Origin of the sequence: Paenibacillus sp. DCT19, assembly GCF_003268635.1 — a bacterium.
Lineage (GTDB): Bacteria > Bacillota > Bacilli > Paenibacillales > Paenibacillaceae > Paenibacillus.
On sequence record NZ_CP029639.1, the window covers coordinates 3,510,468 to 3,526,854 of the forward strand.

The 16,387-nt window shown below is 44.7% G+C and carries 14 protein-coding genes and 2 pseudogenes; 11 read left to right on the forward strand and 5 right to left on the reverse strand.

Annotated features, from left to right (window positions below; translation table 11 throughout):
• The first annotated feature begins 1 nt into the window (after window position 1).
• The 3 genes from DMB88_RS16045 to DMB88_RS16055 all read left to right on the forward strand — a co-directional run bounded on the left by DMB88_RS16045 (window position 2) and on the right by DMB88_RS16055 (window position 2,592).
• Window positions 2-1,159: a metal ABC transporter substrate-binding protein gene (locus DMB88_RS16045; protein ID WP_128102172.1), complete on the forward strand. Its 1,158-nt coding sequence runs from the start codon at window positions 2-4 to the stop codon at window positions 1,157-1,159.
• A 167-nt stretch (window positions 1,160-1,326) separates the two neighbouring features.
• Window positions 1,327-1,884, forward strand: a complete 558-nt coding sequence (locus DMB88_RS16050) for a hypothetical protein (protein ID WP_254438200.1) — start codon at window positions 1,327-1,329, stop codon at window positions 1,882-1,884.
• Window positions 1,885-1,956: 72 nt separating this feature from the next.
• Entirely contained in the window at window positions 1,957-2,592 is a 636-nt protein-coding gene (locus DMB88_RS16055) for a M50 family metallopeptidase (RefSeq protein ID WP_254438201.1), read from the forward strand.
• A gap of 125 nt (window positions 2,593-2,717) precedes the next feature.
• Here DMB88_RS16055 and DMB88_RS16060 read toward each other — a convergent pair whose 3' ends face one another.
• The 4 genes from DMB88_RS16060 to uxuA all read right to left on the reverse strand — a co-directional run bounded on the left by DMB88_RS16060 (window position 2,718) and on the right by uxuA (window position 6,109).
• The gene (locus tag DMB88_RS16060; protein WP_128102173.1) at window positions 2,718-3,089 is read right to left on the reverse strand and encodes a DUF4363 family protein; all 372 of its coding nucleotides are present in this window, start codon (window positions 3,087-3,089) and stop codon (window positions 2,718-2,720) included.
• A gap of 81 nt (window positions 3,090-3,170) precedes the next feature.
• Complete coding sequence (locus tag DMB88_RS16065) at window positions 3,171-3,899, reverse strand: DUF421 domain-containing protein (protein ID WP_128102174.1); 729 nt, start codon at window positions 3,897-3,899, stop codon at window positions 3,171-3,173.
• Window positions 3,900-4,181: 282 nt separating this feature from the next.
• Window positions 4,182-5,045, reverse strand: coding sequence for an SDR family oxidoreductase (locus tag DMB88_RS16070; protein ID WP_128102175.1), 864 nt, complete (start codon window positions 5,043-5,045; stop codon window positions 4,182-4,184).
• A complete protein-coding gene (uxuA, locus tag DMB88_RS16075) occupies window positions 5,042-6,109 on the reverse strand; it encodes a mannonate dehydratase (RefSeq protein ID WP_128102176.1) in 1,068 nt (355 codons plus the stop codon). The genes DMB88_RS16070 and uxuA overlap by 4 nt, the downstream gene beginning before the upstream one ends.
• A gap of 397 nt (window positions 6,110-6,506) precedes the next feature.
• Here uxuA and DMB88_RS16080 point away from each other — a divergent pair, with 397 nt between their 5' ends.
• Both DMB88_RS16080 and DMB88_RS16085 read left to right on the forward strand, forming a co-directional pair.
• Window positions 6,507-6,809, forward strand: coding sequence for an ArsR/SmtB family transcription factor (locus DMB88_RS16080; protein ID WP_128102177.1), 303 nt, complete (start codon window positions 6,507-6,509; stop codon window positions 6,807-6,809).
• 122 nt (window positions 6,810-6,931) lie between these two features.
• A complete protein-coding gene (locus DMB88_RS16085; RefSeq protein WP_368028371.1) occupies window positions 6,932-8,356 on the forward strand; it encodes an aldehyde dehydrogenase in 1,425 nt (474 codons plus the stop codon).
• Between the two features lies 1 nt (window position 8,357).
• On the opposite strand, the gene DMB88_RS16090 is transcribed toward DMB88_RS16085, so the two are convergent.
• Complete coding sequence (locus tag DMB88_RS16090) at window positions 8,358-9,269, reverse strand: AraC family transcriptional regulator (RefSeq protein WP_128102179.1); 912 nt, start codon at window positions 9,267-9,269, stop codon at window positions 8,358-8,360.
• A gap of 239 nt (window positions 9,270-9,508) precedes the next feature.
• Here DMB88_RS16090 and DMB88_RS16095 point away from each other — a divergent pair.
• The 6 genes and pseudogenes from DMB88_RS16095 to DMB88_RS16120 all read left to right on the forward strand — a co-directional run bounded on the left by DMB88_RS16095 (window position 9,509) and on the right by DMB88_RS16120 (window position 16,376).
• Window positions 9,509-11,730: pseudogene (locus DMB88_RS16095) on the forward strand (glycoside hydrolase family 52 protein).
• A pseudogene (locus DMB88_RS16100) lies at window positions 11,727-13,858 on the forward strand (alpha-glucuronidase family glycosyl hydrolase). Before DMB88_RS16095 ends, DMB88_RS16100 begins: the two co-directional pseudogenes overlap by 4 nt.
• A gap of 61 nt (window positions 13,859-13,919) precedes the next feature.
• Window positions 13,920-14,987, forward strand: a complete 1,068-nt coding sequence (locus tag DMB88_RS16105) for an NAD(P)-dependent alcohol dehydrogenase (RefSeq protein ID WP_128102180.1) — start codon at window positions 13,920-13,922, stop codon at window positions 14,985-14,987.
• A 222-nt stretch (window positions 14,988-15,209) separates the two neighbouring features.
• Entirely contained in the window at window positions 15,210-15,476 is a 267-nt protein-coding gene (locus DMB88_RS16110) for an HPr family phosphocarrier protein (RefSeq protein WP_251382048.1), read from the forward strand.
• A 141-nt stretch (window positions 15,477-15,617) separates the two neighbouring features.
• On the forward strand, window positions 15,618-15,869 hold the full coding sequence (locus DMB88_RS16115) for a type B 50S ribosomal protein L31 (protein ID WP_056691355.1): 252 nt from the start codon (window positions 15,618-15,620) through the stop codon (window positions 15,867-15,869).
• A 201-nt stretch (window positions 15,870-16,070) separates the two neighbouring features.
• Complete coding sequence (locus DMB88_RS16120) at window positions 16,071-16,376, forward strand: Dabb family protein (protein WP_174715295.1); 306 nt, start codon at window positions 16,071-16,073, stop codon at window positions 16,374-16,376.
• The last annotated feature ends 11 nt before the right edge of the window (window positions 16,377-16,387 follow it).

The window sequence follows — 16,387 nt, forward strand, 5'->3', positions numbered from 1 at the left end:
TATGAAATTTAGCAAAACAGCAGCATTTGGACTTTTCTTCAGCCTCGCACTTGTTGTCGCAGGTTGTGGACAGACGAAGTCCGCTACAGAGACAGATCCATCTACAGCTAGTACCCCAGCAGCGACGGAGCGTAAATTAAATGTGCAAGTAAGCTTCTATCCGATGTATGAATTCACCAAAAATGTCGCGGGCGACCTGGCAGATGTACATACACTTGTTCCGGCTGGTATGGAGCCTCATGATTGGGAGCCAACACCTCAAGATATGGCTAGCATCGAGAAAGCAGATGTACTTGTATACAACGGAGCTGGCATGGAGTCTTGGATTGATCAAGTGAAAGATAGCTTGAGTAATGACAAACTGATACAAGTCGAAGCAAGCAAAGGTATCAACCTGCTTGAAGGCGGAGAGCATGACCATGGTGACTCAGAAGCGGAAGACCACGACCATAATCATGCCAGCGAAGGAACAACAGAAGAGCACGACCATGACCACGATCATGCTGAATCAGCAACGACAGAAGAACATGATCATGATCATGGAGACGAAAAAGCTACGGCGGAGCATGATCACGACCATGCAGACGAAGCAACGACAGAGGATCATGCCCATAGCCATAGTCATGATCACGGTGGACTTGATCCACACGTATGGTTGTCACCGGCATTAGCGATACAAGAAGTCCGTAACATTGAAGCTGGCTTAGCAGAAGCTGCGCCAGAGTATGCTGATCAATTCAAACAAAATGCGGATGCGTACGTAGCTAAACTAGAAGCATTGCATACCGATTTCAAAGCAGCTGTCACAGATAGTAAACGGAAAGATTTTATTACACAGCATGCTGCTTTTGGTTATCTTGCACAGGAATATGGATTGCAGCAAGTCCCTATCGCAGGATTGTCTCCTGAACAAGAGCCATCCGCAGCACAGATGGCCTCGGTAATCGATTTTGCGAAGGAACATCAGGTGAAAACCATTTTCTTCGAAACACTCGTTTCTTCTAAAGTATCTGAGACAATTGCGAATGAAGTGGGTGCGAAGACGGCTGTGTTGAATCCAATTGAAGGGTTAACTGAGGATGAGATTACAGCAGGAATGGACTACATCAGCGTAATGAGACAGAATTTAGATGCATTGAAACTAGCGCTGAACGAATAGATATCTGATTTGATGCAAATTAACGAAAGAGGTACAATAATAAAATATGCTGAGGAAGGCACGTGATGTCATTCCTTTGCCGACTGGCGAAGCAGAGAGCACAGGGATGTGCTCTCTTCGTTGTCTGCGGCGACCGGATATGGAGCGGGAGTAGGGGGAGCCTTTATATGAGTATTGATCCAGAATTAGATGTAATCGAATCGAACCTGAACCACAAGGAACTAAACGGAGCTGATTCCATAGTGTTCGATAGGCTTACCGTGAATCAGGCGAGTGCAGATCAAGAAGAGCTTCTGAGTGAGCAGCCCGCTCACCTATGGAGAAGACGCAAATTAGAGCTGATGTCCTGGACGGAACGTGATAAACAGACGGTAATTGCGAAAAGGACGACTCTGTGGAATGGTGTAGAGGTCGATGTCGAGCTTGCTGAGGCACTCACTCTGCTTCAGAATGCAGGGATTGCTACTGAGTTTTCTTGTGCAGGTGTAAGTCCCTTAGATGAACCTATCGATCATTCCCTCTATGCGTATGTTACACTAGTGAAAAGTGAAGCAGCCGATCGATTCGTCCAATATGCGATACAAAATATGCGTCATAGACTTCTTGTTACATTGGAGACAGGCAGTGGACGTTATGATTTATCTTCTTTTTTCATCGGACATAATCGCAGTTTCTGTTGGTGGATGCAACAATGTGCCGCTCATTTTATGAAAGGAAACGATTAACTCTTCAGTAACGTAATATACGGATAAGTCTAATTATTCATCATTTTTGTGGCAAGGGAGGTGGGACGGTACTTGAATAAATGGCTCAAAACAATATTGTTTCTAATCGTCTCTGTATTTCTCACACGATTTATTCCATTCTCATCTTTATTTCGAAACCTAGATACGATGATCCACGAATTCGCGCATGCGCTGACGACACTGCTGTTGTCTGGCAAGGTATTACGGATTGAACTGTACGCGGATCATAGCGGAGTAACTTATTCCACCATGCTCACGCCAGGCCGATCCATCCTTGTCTCCTTAGCAGGCTATATCTTAGCATCACTGTTCGCCTGGTTGTTGTTCTATCTATACCGGAAAGGACGACATATGTTGGGTCTAGGTATTATAACTGCTATAGCCCTTGTGTCCTTGCTGCTCTATGTAAGAGGAGAGTTTGGCATGTTGTGGCTAACCGGCTTTATTGCCTTAAACGTAGTGATAATGATTTTTGGCGCCAAAATCGTGAAGTTCTACTACCTATTCCTCGCATTTCTAACCTTAGAAGAGTCTGTCTTGAGTGCAATGTATGTCGGATTACTATCCTGGACACAGCCTTCTAGAGCAGGCGATGCAGCCAATCTCGCGCAGCAAACGTTCATGCCTGCAATGTTCTGGGAACATTGTTTGCCTTGTTCGCGCTATGGTGTGCTAAGGGCGCATTAACGTTATTTTTCCGGAAAGAAAGTGGAAGTGGCCGTACAACGCGTTCTCGCGGCTAATTGAGCGATGACCACACAATAGAGGGACTCCCGTCTTCTGGGAAGTCCCTTTTAGCATTACTTACGTAGTTAGTCTCCCAGGTTATCCCACAGGACATAAAAATAATGGATCTCCTCCAAGAGCGCCTGATCATCTTGCGCAGCAACACCACCCCTGATTCGAGCGAGTGTGCCCAAAATATCATAGATGGTTTCACGTTCTACGCTGAACTGGATACGGTTGACGATGTGATCCCATGCGTTCATGGCATACTCTGCTTCAGACTTGGCTTCACGCCACTGCTTATTCTGAACTTGCTTCTCAAGTGACTGTACCGACTCCAGTAAACGATCCTCCGTACCGAAAGGCCTTTTAAGAAACGGTCCAGAGGCAAGAATGACGCAGAACAAAATAAGTAGAGTAATCGGAATAACATATAGTAACCAGATTCGTATTTTCATTCAAGTCCTCCTGCGTCAGTATGGACGGAACGTTCTCTTCGAAAATTTTGAAATGTCTGAAATCAAGAGAGAGACGTTGAATTAGAAAGGTCCTTCGTAATCTCCCATATCTGTTTTCTCGGTGAAATGATCTTCAAAGAGATCGATATAAAGCTTGTCGTTTGGCAAAATCGCGGCAAATGAAATGTCCTGAATCGTCAGCTTTTTCTTTTTTAATTGCGCCGTTAACCACTTCATATCTTTGTGGCGTTCCTCCAGGTTTTGCTTGATTAGAACACCGTCAATAATTAATTCGGTCATTAATCGGCTTTTGGGTGGGTGCAAATGCATATCTTTCGCTGTCAATGGCTGATGTTCTGGTTTGAGTACAACCGAGATACTCCCATCGGGCTCAAGGATCGCGTAACTAAGCGTGGTAATGTCGAATACATCCTTCTGACGAAGCATCATGGTGAGTTCATCGAACTTCACCCTCATTTTGCTCAGATTGTGTTCTAGGATTTTGCCATCCTGTACGACCAAAGTGGGGTCAGAGTCCAGCAATTTCGTGATGGTACGACTCTTTAGCGTAATATATTGAAAGATGATGGTGACAATCGTGAATATGGTTAAAGCCACAAAATGTATCCATCCTTTAGATGATAGATCTGTCGCAAACGTTCCTGCAATCGAACCAATCGTAATACCATTAATATAATCAAAGTAGGTTAGATTACCCATCTGCTGTTTACCCAATACTCTGGTATAGATCATCAGCGTCAAAAATGCGATTATGGAGCGCACTGCAACGACCCATGTTTCTTCCATCATGTGATGCTCACCAGCCTTCACTTCATCCAACCGTTAGCGGATTCGAATATCTACAGGTTTATAGAGAAGAGTTTATATCCAGCACTTTTCCAAGAACTATAACAAGTTTTTCCAACGTCATTGCATATTATTCGAATTGAAGGGATGAGGGAGTGAGGAAGTACGGAGTGGAAAATGAAAAATCCGAAGCGGACTTTGCAGCCTGCTTCGGATGATATGAAAGATCGAATGATTGAATTTCGCTATTTCCTGCACACAAGAAGAGTACAAGATAGAAGAGAATTACACACCCGCATACGCCATAAATCCGCCATCCACTGGAATAACGGTACCTGTAACGAAACCAGACTGACTGTCATCCGCAAGCCACATTAGTGTACCGAGTAAATCCTCTGGTTTGCCGAAACGACGCATCGGTGTATGCGCAATAATTTTGCTAGAACGCTCTGTTGGTGAGCCATCTGGCTGCAATAACAAATTACGGTTTTGTTCTGTGAGAAAGAATCCTGGCGCAATCGCATTAACTCGAATTCCAGATTCAGCTAGGTGAACAGCGAGCCATTGTGTGAAGTTATTAATCGCTGCTTTAGCCGCACTGTATGCTGGAACTTTGGTCATAGGAGACGGGGCACTCATCGACGAAATGTTAATAACGGTTGCCTGCGCATCTCGTTCGACCATCTGTCTTGCAAAGATCTGTGTAGGAATGAGAGAGCCGACAAAATTAAGATCCATCACCTGACGGAAACCCTCTACACTTACATCAAAAAAAGTCGTTACATCCGCTTGGTCCAGATCCTCAAGTTTAAAAATTTCGTTCGTTGTGTTAGCACTAGCGTTATTGCCACCTGCACCGTTAATCAGAATGTCACAGGGTCCCAGTTGTTCTAGCACCACTGCGGCAGCGGATTGCACACTTTCCGCCTGAGTAACGTCACAAGCAACCGCAATTGCTGTACCTCCAGCAGCTTCAATCGAAGCAACGACAGCTTCTCCCTTAGATACAGTACGATTGAGTATAGCTACTTTTGCGCCATGGCGAGCAAGCTCTTCGGCCATCGAACGACATAGCACACCTGCGCCTCCCGTTATGACAGCGACTTTCCCCTCTAAGCGAGAGGTGCGTTCACCGATTACTTCACTCATGCTTTTGCCCTCCTTTGTAGAGAATCCCACACGCCCCAAAGGTACATAATTCCCATAGCACGGTCATAGAGTCCGTATCCCGGTCTGCATTGTTCGCCCCATAAATGACGTCCATGATCTGGTCTGGCATACCCTTCATACCCAATATCATGATAGGCTTCGACAATACCCGCGATATCGACATTACCGTCTTGACTGCGGTGAGAGGTTTCGATGAAGTCTCCATTATCGTAGACCCTTACATTACGAATATGGGCAAAAGGAATGCGATTCTTGAATTCATGGATCATTCCGATAATATCATTATTAAGATTAGCGCCAAGCGAACCGCTACACAAGGTCACACAGTTACTTGGGCTATCATACAGTTCAAGATATTTCCTTACATTATCCTGATTGATAATGATCTTAGGCAAACCAAAGATTGGCCATGGCGGATCATCCGGGTGGATCGCCATTTTGATGCCTAATTGTTCAGCAGTTGGAATGATCTCCTGCAAGAAATAACGAGCATTTTCCCACATGTGATCCTCTGTTACATCTTTATAGGCTTCAAATAGCCCTGTTAAATACTGCAATCGTTCGGGTTCCCAGCCAGGCATCGTTAATGCAGAATTTTCGGTAATGTTACGAACGAGTTCCAATGGTTCAATATCTGCAATCTTGCTACTTTCATAGAAGAGGGCAGTAGAGCCGTCCTCCAGTTCCTTATGAAGATCCGTGCGTAACCAGTCAAAGATTGGCATGAAATTATAACAAATAACCTTAACACCGACCTGAGCCAGCTTTTCCATCGTTTTTTTGTAATTGGTAATGTATTGATCCCGACTTGGTAGACCTAATTTGATATCTTCATGCACATTAACACTTTCAACGACGTCTAAATGTAATCCAGCCTGATCCGCAGCAGCTTTCACTGCCAGGATTTTGTCCATTGGCCATTCGTCACCTGCTGGAACATCATGCAGTGCCCACACAATGCCTTCGACACCCGGAATTTGCCGGATGTGATCCAGAGATACCGTATCATTGCCTTCGCCAAACCAGCGAAAAACCATTTTCATCACGTTCACCTCATCAAGTTTAGTAAGAAAGCATGGTTGCATCATTACATCAGTGTCGTGCGATCGATAGGGTTCGAATGATGCAACATATTGTAAATCAAGTAAGGCAGCGCAAACCTTAAATATGTACCTATTTTGAAGCAGACATAGAGCTGTAGTAGTGCGTTAACCGAAAATCAAATGCTTAAAGATCTTCAAGTTTGTTCTACTAACATACTACCATACAAGTGTGATGGTATGGAAGCGCTTTATATTGATTTATTGTGGTTTTATATAGATTTTGATGTGATTTGCTTGAATATCATTGCAGTTTGTCGACAGAAGTAGTAATATTCAATTATTAGTTTAAATGTTTAAACCAACAGACAATCGATTAATGAAACTATAGAGGTGAACCATGGGACAAAAAGCGCTACATATTTTTCAAAATTGCATTCCTTTATTTCAGGTACTCAGTGATAACCATCGGCAATCAATCCTGCTCATGCTTAGTGAACAAGGCAAGATGACGGTTAATGAAATTACAGAACAATCCAGCTTGTCACGACCTGCCATTTCCCATCATCTCAAGTTACTGCTTGAAAAAGGTCTGATCTCGGTGGAACAGAAGGGCACCCAACGTTATTACTCTGCATCGCTTCAATCCTCGGTTGCATTGTTGAAGGAACTGGTTGCAGCTATGGAAGAAGAGTGCATATAAGTTTGCAAGAGATTGTTGAATAGACTAGGTATTAAAACCAATATAGATAAACATAGCCCCAAGTGAAGTCCGATTGGACTTTATGCGATCAATAGGTTCGTAAGTTTAAACGCTTCATCATTATAACTTCAAAGGAGCATGATAATATGAGCACCCTACAAGAAATCAGCAGTCGTGAAGTTGAGGAGATTCTACAGCACCAGCATGAATTTTTCCGCTCAGGAGCAACACGTTCTGTGGAATATCGAATCGAACAACTCAAGCGCCTTAAACAAGCGATTCAACAATACGAGAGTAAACTGATCGAAGCACTATATCACGATCTAGGCAAGAGCGAGTTCGAATCCTATACCACCGAAGTTGGATTTATGTTGGACAGCATCACGCACACGATAAAAAAAGTGAAGAAATGGGTTAAACCGGTCAAAGTGAAAACACAAATGGCTTTGATTGGCTCCAAGAGCTATATTATCCCTGAACCTTATGGCTCAGTACTGATTATCGGACCGTTCAATTATCCATTTCAGCTGTTGATCGAACCGTTAGTAGGTGCAATTGCAGCAGGCAATACAGCTGTGCTCAAAGCATCGGAGAACACACCTGCAGTATCGGCCGTTGTTCGTGAGTTGATTGCTTCTGTATTTGAACCTTCCTATGTAAAAGTGGTTGAAGGAGCGAAGGACACGACCACAGCACTTATTAATGCACCGTTTGACTATATCTTTTTTACGGGAAGCGTCCCCGTCGGGAAGATTGTCATGGAGGCTGCGGCCAAAAACTTGGTTCCTGTGACGTTAGAGCTTGGAGGCAAAAGCCCTGTTATTGTAGATGAGCATGCGGATCTCAAAGTGGCGGCACAGCGCATTATGTGGGGTAAGTTACTTAATACGGGTCAGACTTGTATAGCGCCTGATTATCTGCTTGTACATGAACGCGTGAAGGATCAACTGATCACGGAGATGAAGCAAGCGGTGGAGTCCTTCTACGGTTCTGATATCCAGCATAATCGGGATTATGGACGAATCGTAAATAACGCTCATTTCAAGCGGTTAACAACCATTATTGAACGCGATCAGGCTCAGGTGATATACGGTGGACAGTCAGATGAAGATGATCGTTATATTGAGCCAACCCTGATTGACGTAAGTTCATGGGATGCAGCCAGCATGGAGGACGAGATTTTTGGACCGATTTTGCCGATTATCACCTACAAACACATAAACGAAGCCATTGCTGGTATTCTGAAACGCCCGAAACCACTGGCTCTTTACCTATTCACGACAGATATACAGTTGCAAGATAAGGTTATGTCGGAGGTGTCCTTTGGTGGTGGATGTATTAACGATACCATTACACATGTGGCTAACCCTCAACTGCCATTTGGTGGAGTAGGGAACTCTGGCGTTGGCTCTTATCACGGAAAATTCAGTATTGAGACATTCTCACATTTCAAAAGTGTGCTTAAAAAGAGTACAAAGTTGAATCTGCCTATTCTGTATCCACCTTATGCAGGCAAACTCAAAACCATCAAGCGGTTGTTAAAATAGTTTACTTCTCGTTCGCTCGTTCCATTCGGTATTGAGAAGGTGATATCCCTGACCAGCGCTTGAATTGACGACTGAAATGAGCAATGTCCTTGTAACCAAGCATGGATGAAATTTGCTGGATCGATCGAGTTGAATTAACCAGTAATAGCTTCGCTTCATGCAAAACCATTTCGGACAAAACAACGCGCGGAGATTGCCCAAATACCTGTTTGAATACCCGATTACAATGAGAAGAGCTGATTCCCAGTTCTGACGCAATATCGTCGATGCCATAGTGTGTATCTGTTTCCCGACCTTGCTTGAATTGTTGGCTTACCAAGCCCTGTAGACGATTCCGTATTTGATGAGCGAGTTCGATCTTCTCATAGCTGTCTGTAAATGACTGAGCTACTTCTTGCGAGACAGCTTCCCACAAGTGACCGAACAATTCAAATACAGCGGATTGAAGCTGCATACGTTGCACCATGGCACTGGGAGTAGGATGAGGGGCAGTGTTCATTAATTTACGAAGTACAGGCTCAATTTTTTGTGTCACTGTGCTATCTGAACTGAACAAAACTTGTTTAATTCGTGCAAGCAGGGAAAGAAACAATTGATCATCGATATCAAAGTGCATGCAGAAATATGTAAAACCTTGATCATTACGACTTTGGCTGGAATGAATGCTACCTGGAGGAATCAGGAGTAATTCGCCAGCCTTTTGCTTGTAAACGTGACCGTTAACCGTCATCAATTGTTCGCCCTCTGTTACATAATTCAATTCATACTGAGGATGCTCATGTGCCGGATAATCCCAATCTGCAGCAACACTGCGCAAGTGGATCGCAAATAGATTGACGGTCGTCTGTACATCCGGGTAAAAGACTTCATGTACACTTTCTCCTAGAAGCGGAGGCAGATAGGTAGAAGACATATTAACTCTCCTTCAATAGTTAGAATAGTTGATTCAGAGGTTACCGCCTTTTTTGAACAGTTACTAAAAGATAGATAGTAAGACTTAATAATTAATTGTAAGCGCTTTATTATATTGTACTACATTAGCTCGATTTGGGTAAATATCCGATTGATTTGACCATGGTATCCAATTCGACGCCCATGATAGGATGGGGCTAATGAAAACGCATGCAAACCATTTGAGAGGGGTTATATTTTATGAGCGCGTCCAAATCTATTTTTTATAATGCCCATCACTCACCGATTGGCGCTTTTGCTAGTTTTACTTTAGGTTATAAGGGAGCGAAGGGTGGACTCGGACTGGAACTGGGAAAGCCAGCAGATCAGAATATCTATATTGGTGTTCAGTCTAGAGATGGCGAGACATATCAAGCCCTTCCATTTTATGAAGCGACAGAAGACGAAAGTGTTAGATATGACGTGGAGAAGCTGGAAAGTGCAGATGCAGAGCAAGAAGCAGGACAACCCGAAGTTGCAGGATCCACAGCATCTTCTACAAGAGCACAGCAGCCGTATATTTCGGCTTTCCGAGATGAGGAGATCACTCGTAAGTTCACTTCCGGAACCGATACGTGGACAGCAGGAGATCTAACTTTCCGCATATACTCACCGGTACGTCCTGTACCAGAGCCGCTGAAGGGTGAGCGTGAAGCGTTGATGGATGCACTGGTACCTGCGGTACTTGTTGAGATGACGATTGATAATACGAAGGGACAACAGGCACGCAAAGCGTATTTTGGCTATCAAGGCAATGATCCTTATTCAGCAATGAGAATGATTGGTGGTCCAGAAGGCGGCGCTTTAACCGGTGTTGGTCAAGGGCGCTTAACTGCGATCATGTCTACGGATGATGGACTGTGGCCAGCTTTGGGTTTCACATTAGAGAAAATTCTTCAAGATAAACATGTCGAAAATCTTGCGTTTGGCCTGGGCGGTACGGCTGCATTGTTAATGGAGGTTCCGGCAGGCGAGACGCGTACATACCGTTTTGCGGTCTGCTTCTATCGCGGAGGCATTGCTACCTCTGGAATCGATACGACTTATTGGTACACTCGATATTTTGCAAATATACAGGAAGTAGGGCAGTATGCGCTTAATCGGTACAATGAATTGGCAGCATCCTGTGAGGAGGCTGATCAACGCCTAGGAACGGCTTCTCTCTCAGAAGATCAGGCTTTCATGCTTGCTCATTCCATTCACAGTTATTATGCAAGCACACAATTGCTTGATGCGGACGGAGATCCGTTCTGGATTGTCAACGAAGGGGAATATCGCATGATGAATACACTGGATCTGACGGCAGATCAGTTGTATTTCGAATTGGCTCTTAATCCGTGGACGGTGCGGAACGAGCTGGAATGGTTTGTGAAGCGGTACAGCTACACAGATCATGTTCGTTTTCCAGGTGAAGAGCAAGAATACCCCGGTGGGATCACGTTCACGCATGATATTGGAGTAGCGAATGTATTTTCTAGACCCGGACATTCCGCTTACGAGCTTGTGGGCATTGACGATTGTTTCTCTCAGATGAGCCATGAGGAATTAGTGAACTGGCTCTGCTGTGCGACGGTATACATTGAGCAGACGCAGGATCACAGCTTTGTCCAAGAAATGTTACCTGTTATTCAGGATTGCTTCCAAAGCATGCTTAACCGAGATCACCCGGAAGAACAGCAGCGTAACGGTCTCATGGGGCTGGATAGCAGTCGTACCAAAGGCGGAGCAGAGATCACAACCTATGATAGTCTGGACGTGTCACTGGGCAGTCTCGTAACAATATCTATCTGGCAGGAAAATGCTGGGCCGTTTATGTCGCACTAGAGAAGCTGTTTGCAACAGAGAAGCTTGCAGACCTGTCTCATCAGGCGGGACGCCAAGCTGATCTTTGTGCAGCAAGTGTGGCAGCACAGTTAACCGAAGCGGGGTATATTCCAGCGGTTATTGCGGAGAACAATGATTCTCGAATCATCCCAGCAATCGAAGGCTTGGTATTCCCGTATTTCACAGGATGTGAAGGTGCGCTTGATGTTAATGGCCGCTTCAGCTCCTATCTGCAAGCACTGAGAACGCATTTGAACACAGTTCTAATACCAGGTACTTGTCTGTTTGAGGATGGTGGATGGAAGCTGTCTTCGACAAGCAACAATTCATGGCTTAGCAAAATCTATTTATCTCAATTCATCACACGAGAGATTCTGGGGCTTGAGTGGGACGAATCCGGCAAACAAGCCGATGCTGCCCATGTAAACTGGTTATTGCATCCGGAAGAGTCCTACTGGTGCTGGAGTGACCAGATTCTATCTGGCGTTGCAGTAGGAAGTAAATATTATCCGCGCGGAGTAACCTCCATTTTGTGGCTGCTTGAAGGTAAAGGTCATCAATTAGGACGTATCTACGCAAGTAAGGAGGCTGTCCAATGAGTCAATCCATCGTTCAGACGGACTTATCGGGTCCACAATATGATGCATGGCTGTCTTATCGTTCAGGTTCATCCAGAAGAGGGGGAGTAGTGAAACATGCTCCTTCCTGGATTCAGCACATTATTGTAAATGAAGAGCATCAGGTCTTATCTACGGCTGCTGCTGAACTTATACAGGGAGTAGAGAATCTATATGGGGTGAAACCAACTCTCAATCAAGCTCAATCCGCTCAAACGAACTCAGATGTAACACCAGGCATATGGCTTGGCACTTGGTCAGGTTCATCCAGCGCAGCTGGACAATTCAGTGAGGGTGAACGCAACTCCGTTCAGGGAGAAGGCTACATTATTCGTTTTAATGAAGAGCAAGGTCAATTGGCCATTGGAGCCGAATCCGCTCAAGGTGTCCTTTATGGTACGTTTCATGTACTGAGAGAGCTCACGCTAGCTCAAGAAAGTTCGATTGATGCAGAACCTTTGGAGTCTAGATTACGTTACATTACAGAACAACCACGCAATTCTCTACGAATGATTAATCAGTGGGATAATGTGGATGGCAGTATTGAGCGAGGTTATGCTGGGGAATCCATCTTCTATGAAAAAGGTGAATTCACCCGCGATCTTGGACGGATTCGAGATTATGCACGGCTCCTTGCTTCAACCGGGATCAACGCGATCTCCATCAATAATGTGAATGTGCATCAACGTGAGTCCCTGTTTCTGACTGAACAGTTCTTAGGCGACGTGGCACGAGTTGCCTCTGAGTTCAGAGCGTATGGCATTCAGCTTTTCCTCAGTGTCAATTACGCAAGTCCAATCGAGATCGGTGGATTGAATACAGCAGATCCTCTCGATGAGCAAGTTCGTGAATGGTGGAATGTGCAGACCGCTAAAGTGTATGCCGCCATACCTGATTTTGGAGGTTATTTGGTAAAAGCAGATTCAGAAAATCGACCTGGTCCCTTCACATACAATCGTGATCATGCAGATGGAGCCAATATGCTTGCAGAAGCACTCCATCCATTCAATGGAGTTGTAATCTGGCGCTGCTTCGTCTATAACTGCAAACAGGATTGGCGTGATCGCTCCACGGATCGTGCACGTGCCGCTTATGATCATTTCACTCCGCTCGATGGCCGCTTTGCGGACAATGTCATTTTGCAGATCAAAAATGGTCCCATGGACTTCCAGGTTCGTGAAGCAGTATCTCCACTGTTTGGTGCCATGGAGCAGACGAATCAAGTGATTGAGTTTCAGATTACGCAGGAATATACGGGTCAGCAGCGTCATCTGTGTTATTTGGTACCACAATGGAAGGATGTTTTGGATTTTGATACGTATGCCAAAGGCGAAGGGTCTGAGGTTAAACGCATTGTCGATGGATCGATGTTCAACAGACCTTATAGTGGCTTTGCAGCCGTCTCGAACATCGGTGCAGATGCTTGCTGGACAGGACACCGCTTGCTCAGGCTAACTTATATGGGTATGGACGACTAGCTTGGAATCCTGAGTTGTCAGCGGAAGAGATCGCTGAGGAATGGATTCGCCTAACGTTTGGACAAGACGAAGAGTTGATTCATACCATCTCAGGCATGTTGCTGAGCTCACTGGACATTTATGAGAACTATACAGCACCTCTTGGGGTAGGCTGGATGGTTAATCCGAATCATCATTATGGCCCTAACGTTGATGGATATGAGTATTCCAAATGGGGAACTTACCACTTTGCCGATTGCGAAGGCATTGGTGTGGATCGAACGGTGCGTAGTGGCACGGGGTATACTTCCCAGTATCATCTGCAGAACATGGACAAGTATGAGTCCCTTGAACAGTGTCCGGATGAATTGATATTATTTTTCCATCATGTACCTTATACGCATGTGCTTCACTCCGGCAAAACGGTCATTCAACACATTTATGATACTCACTTTGAAGGAGCAACGCAGGCGGAAGAGCTGGCTAATCAATGGAGAAGCCTTGAAGGCAAGATTGATGCAAGCATATATGACAAGGTTGCTTCATTGCAGGAGGAACAGGCTGAACATGCGAAAGAATGGCGAGACATGATTAATACTTACTTTTATCGTAAGAGTGGCATTGATGATGAACAGGGCAGAACGATTTATTAACGTTAGATAGAACCTATACCTTAGAGATCATTCGTGTATGGACAGAAGAAGGAGGCACAGCATGAGACAACATTCAATTCCTGAGACAATGATGGCAGCGGTTATGAAGGAGCCAGGGCACATCCTCATTGAAGAGCAGAAAGTTCCGATTCCTAAGGCAGATGAGGTACTCATCCAAGTCATGGCTGTAGGCGTATGTGGGTCTGATGTACATTATTTCGAACATGGTCGAATTGGGCGCTTCGTCGTGGAAAATCCGATTATACTGGGTCATGAGTGTGCTGGAATCGTGGCAGCGGTGGGCTCTGATGTGACCAGGCTCAAGCAGGGAGACCGCGTAGCCATCGAACCTGGGGTAACCTGTGGCAGGTGTTCGGCTTGTAAGGAGGGGCGCTATAATTTGTGTCCGGATGTGCAATTCTTGGCGACACCTCCTGTCGATGGAGCATTTGTTCAATACATGACGATACGTGAAGATATGGCATTTCCGATTCCAGACCATCTTTCGTTTGAGGAAGCAGCCTTGAACGAACCATTCTCGGTAGGTATTCATGCCGCACGTCGTAGCAAGCTTGCTCCGGGAACAACGTTAGCCATTATGGGCATGGGGCCAGTAGGCTTAATGGCTGTAGCCGCGGCGAAGTCGTTCGGAGTCGAGCGAATTATTGTAACAGACTTGGAAGAAGTTCGACTTGACGCCGCACGCCGACTCGGAGCTACGCACACAATCAATGTACGGAATGAAGACGCACTTTCAATCATTCGTGAACTCACGAATGGTCAAGGTGTTGATACCGCGTGGGAAACTGCCGGCAATCCCAAAGCACTACAGACAGCGCTGTATTCACTACGTCGCGGAGGGAAACTCGCCATTGTTGGTTTACCTGCTCAGGACGAAATAGCGCTGAATGTTCCTTTTATTGCGGATAATGAGGTCGATATTTACGGGATATTCCGCTATGCGAATACGTATAGTGCAGGGATTGAATTCTTGAGCTCTGGTAAACATGACGTGATGACGCTGATTACCGATCGTTATAGCCTGGAGGACACGCAGCAGGCGATGGAGCGAGCTTTGCACAACAAAAGCGGAAGTCTTAAAGTGATGGTTTACCCTAATGGGATGTAATGAAATAACCAATCCTTGAAAGGTCATAAGAACGGGCAGCGGTTGTTCGATAATCGTTGCTGTTAAGCCCCGGTTAGTGGGGCTTATTTTTTTATTTTACAGTCATAATAAGCTATACAAGCCCATATAAAGTGGTATAATTCTTGGAAGATTTTAATATATGGCATGCTCGTATGTACGTGAGTAGGTTAATTTTACAGTTAGCGAAAGGATATGAAGGTTGTGAGAACACATGAATTTACGATTCACACGGATTTTCACCGAGATGATCTGATGTCTGTTTCTTCTCAAGCATCACGTTTTGCCTCCGATATTTCAATGTCGTTTCTGGATGCTGATTATGAACGTCGAGTTGATGTCAAAAGCTTGCTCGGTATGGCTCTTCTGCCTATAAGGCAAGGGAGTATTGTCAGATTGCAAACCAGAGGTTGGGATGAGCTTGAGGCTCTAGAGTACATGTTAGATGTGCTGGAGAAGGGAAGAAAATAACTTCAGAAGAGGTGCAAATAACGTCGAATTGTAAAATTTTTAACGTTTGATCAATTCCTGCTGGTGCTTCTTGCAAAAAAGAGTATAATAAAATTTAGTTTGATTCTAGGAAGTACCCATTTTAAAGGAGTGTAAATAGATATGCCAAAAGCTGATATCCATCCAAAGACACAAATCGTAATTTTCTACGATGCAAGCGCTGATTACAAATTCTTGAGTTCTTCGACTAAATTCTCGAACGAAACAATGGAATGGGAAGATGGTAACACTTACCCAGTAATCCGTGTGGACACTAGCTCCGCATCCCACCCGTTCTTCACTGGTAAACAAAGAAACGTGGACATCGGTGGTCGTGTTGACAAGTTCAACCGTAAATACAACCTCAAAAACTAGTCTGTCCATAGATTGCATGAAAGCCTTGGGAATTCGTTCCCAAGGTTTTTTTGTTTCTCTTGAGAATTGCGTGTGAATGGTAGCCATGTGTGTTGTCAAACGAACTTTAGACATGATTCTGCATATTTAGGATTGCGCTTACATCACATTCAAGGGTACACTAAGAAACAGAGCAAGATCATATTGAAGGAGGACATTAACATGAGTAGCATTACACATATGGTCACTTTTACACTTTACGTGGGCAAGGATACGCCTGAGGCAGAGTCCTTTTTGCAGGAAAGCCAAACGGCGCTAGCAGCGATCCCAGGTGTGGAGCAGTTTCAAGTATTTCGCCAAGTGAGCGAGAAAAATGAATTCGATTACAGCTTTTCGATGGTTTTTGCGAATCAAGCTGCGTATGATGCATACAACAACCACCCGGTTCATGTCCAATATGTAGCAGAACGCTGGGAAAAAGAAGTCAGTCGTTTCCAAGAAATTGATCTGATCCAACATACATCATAAATTAAAATCAT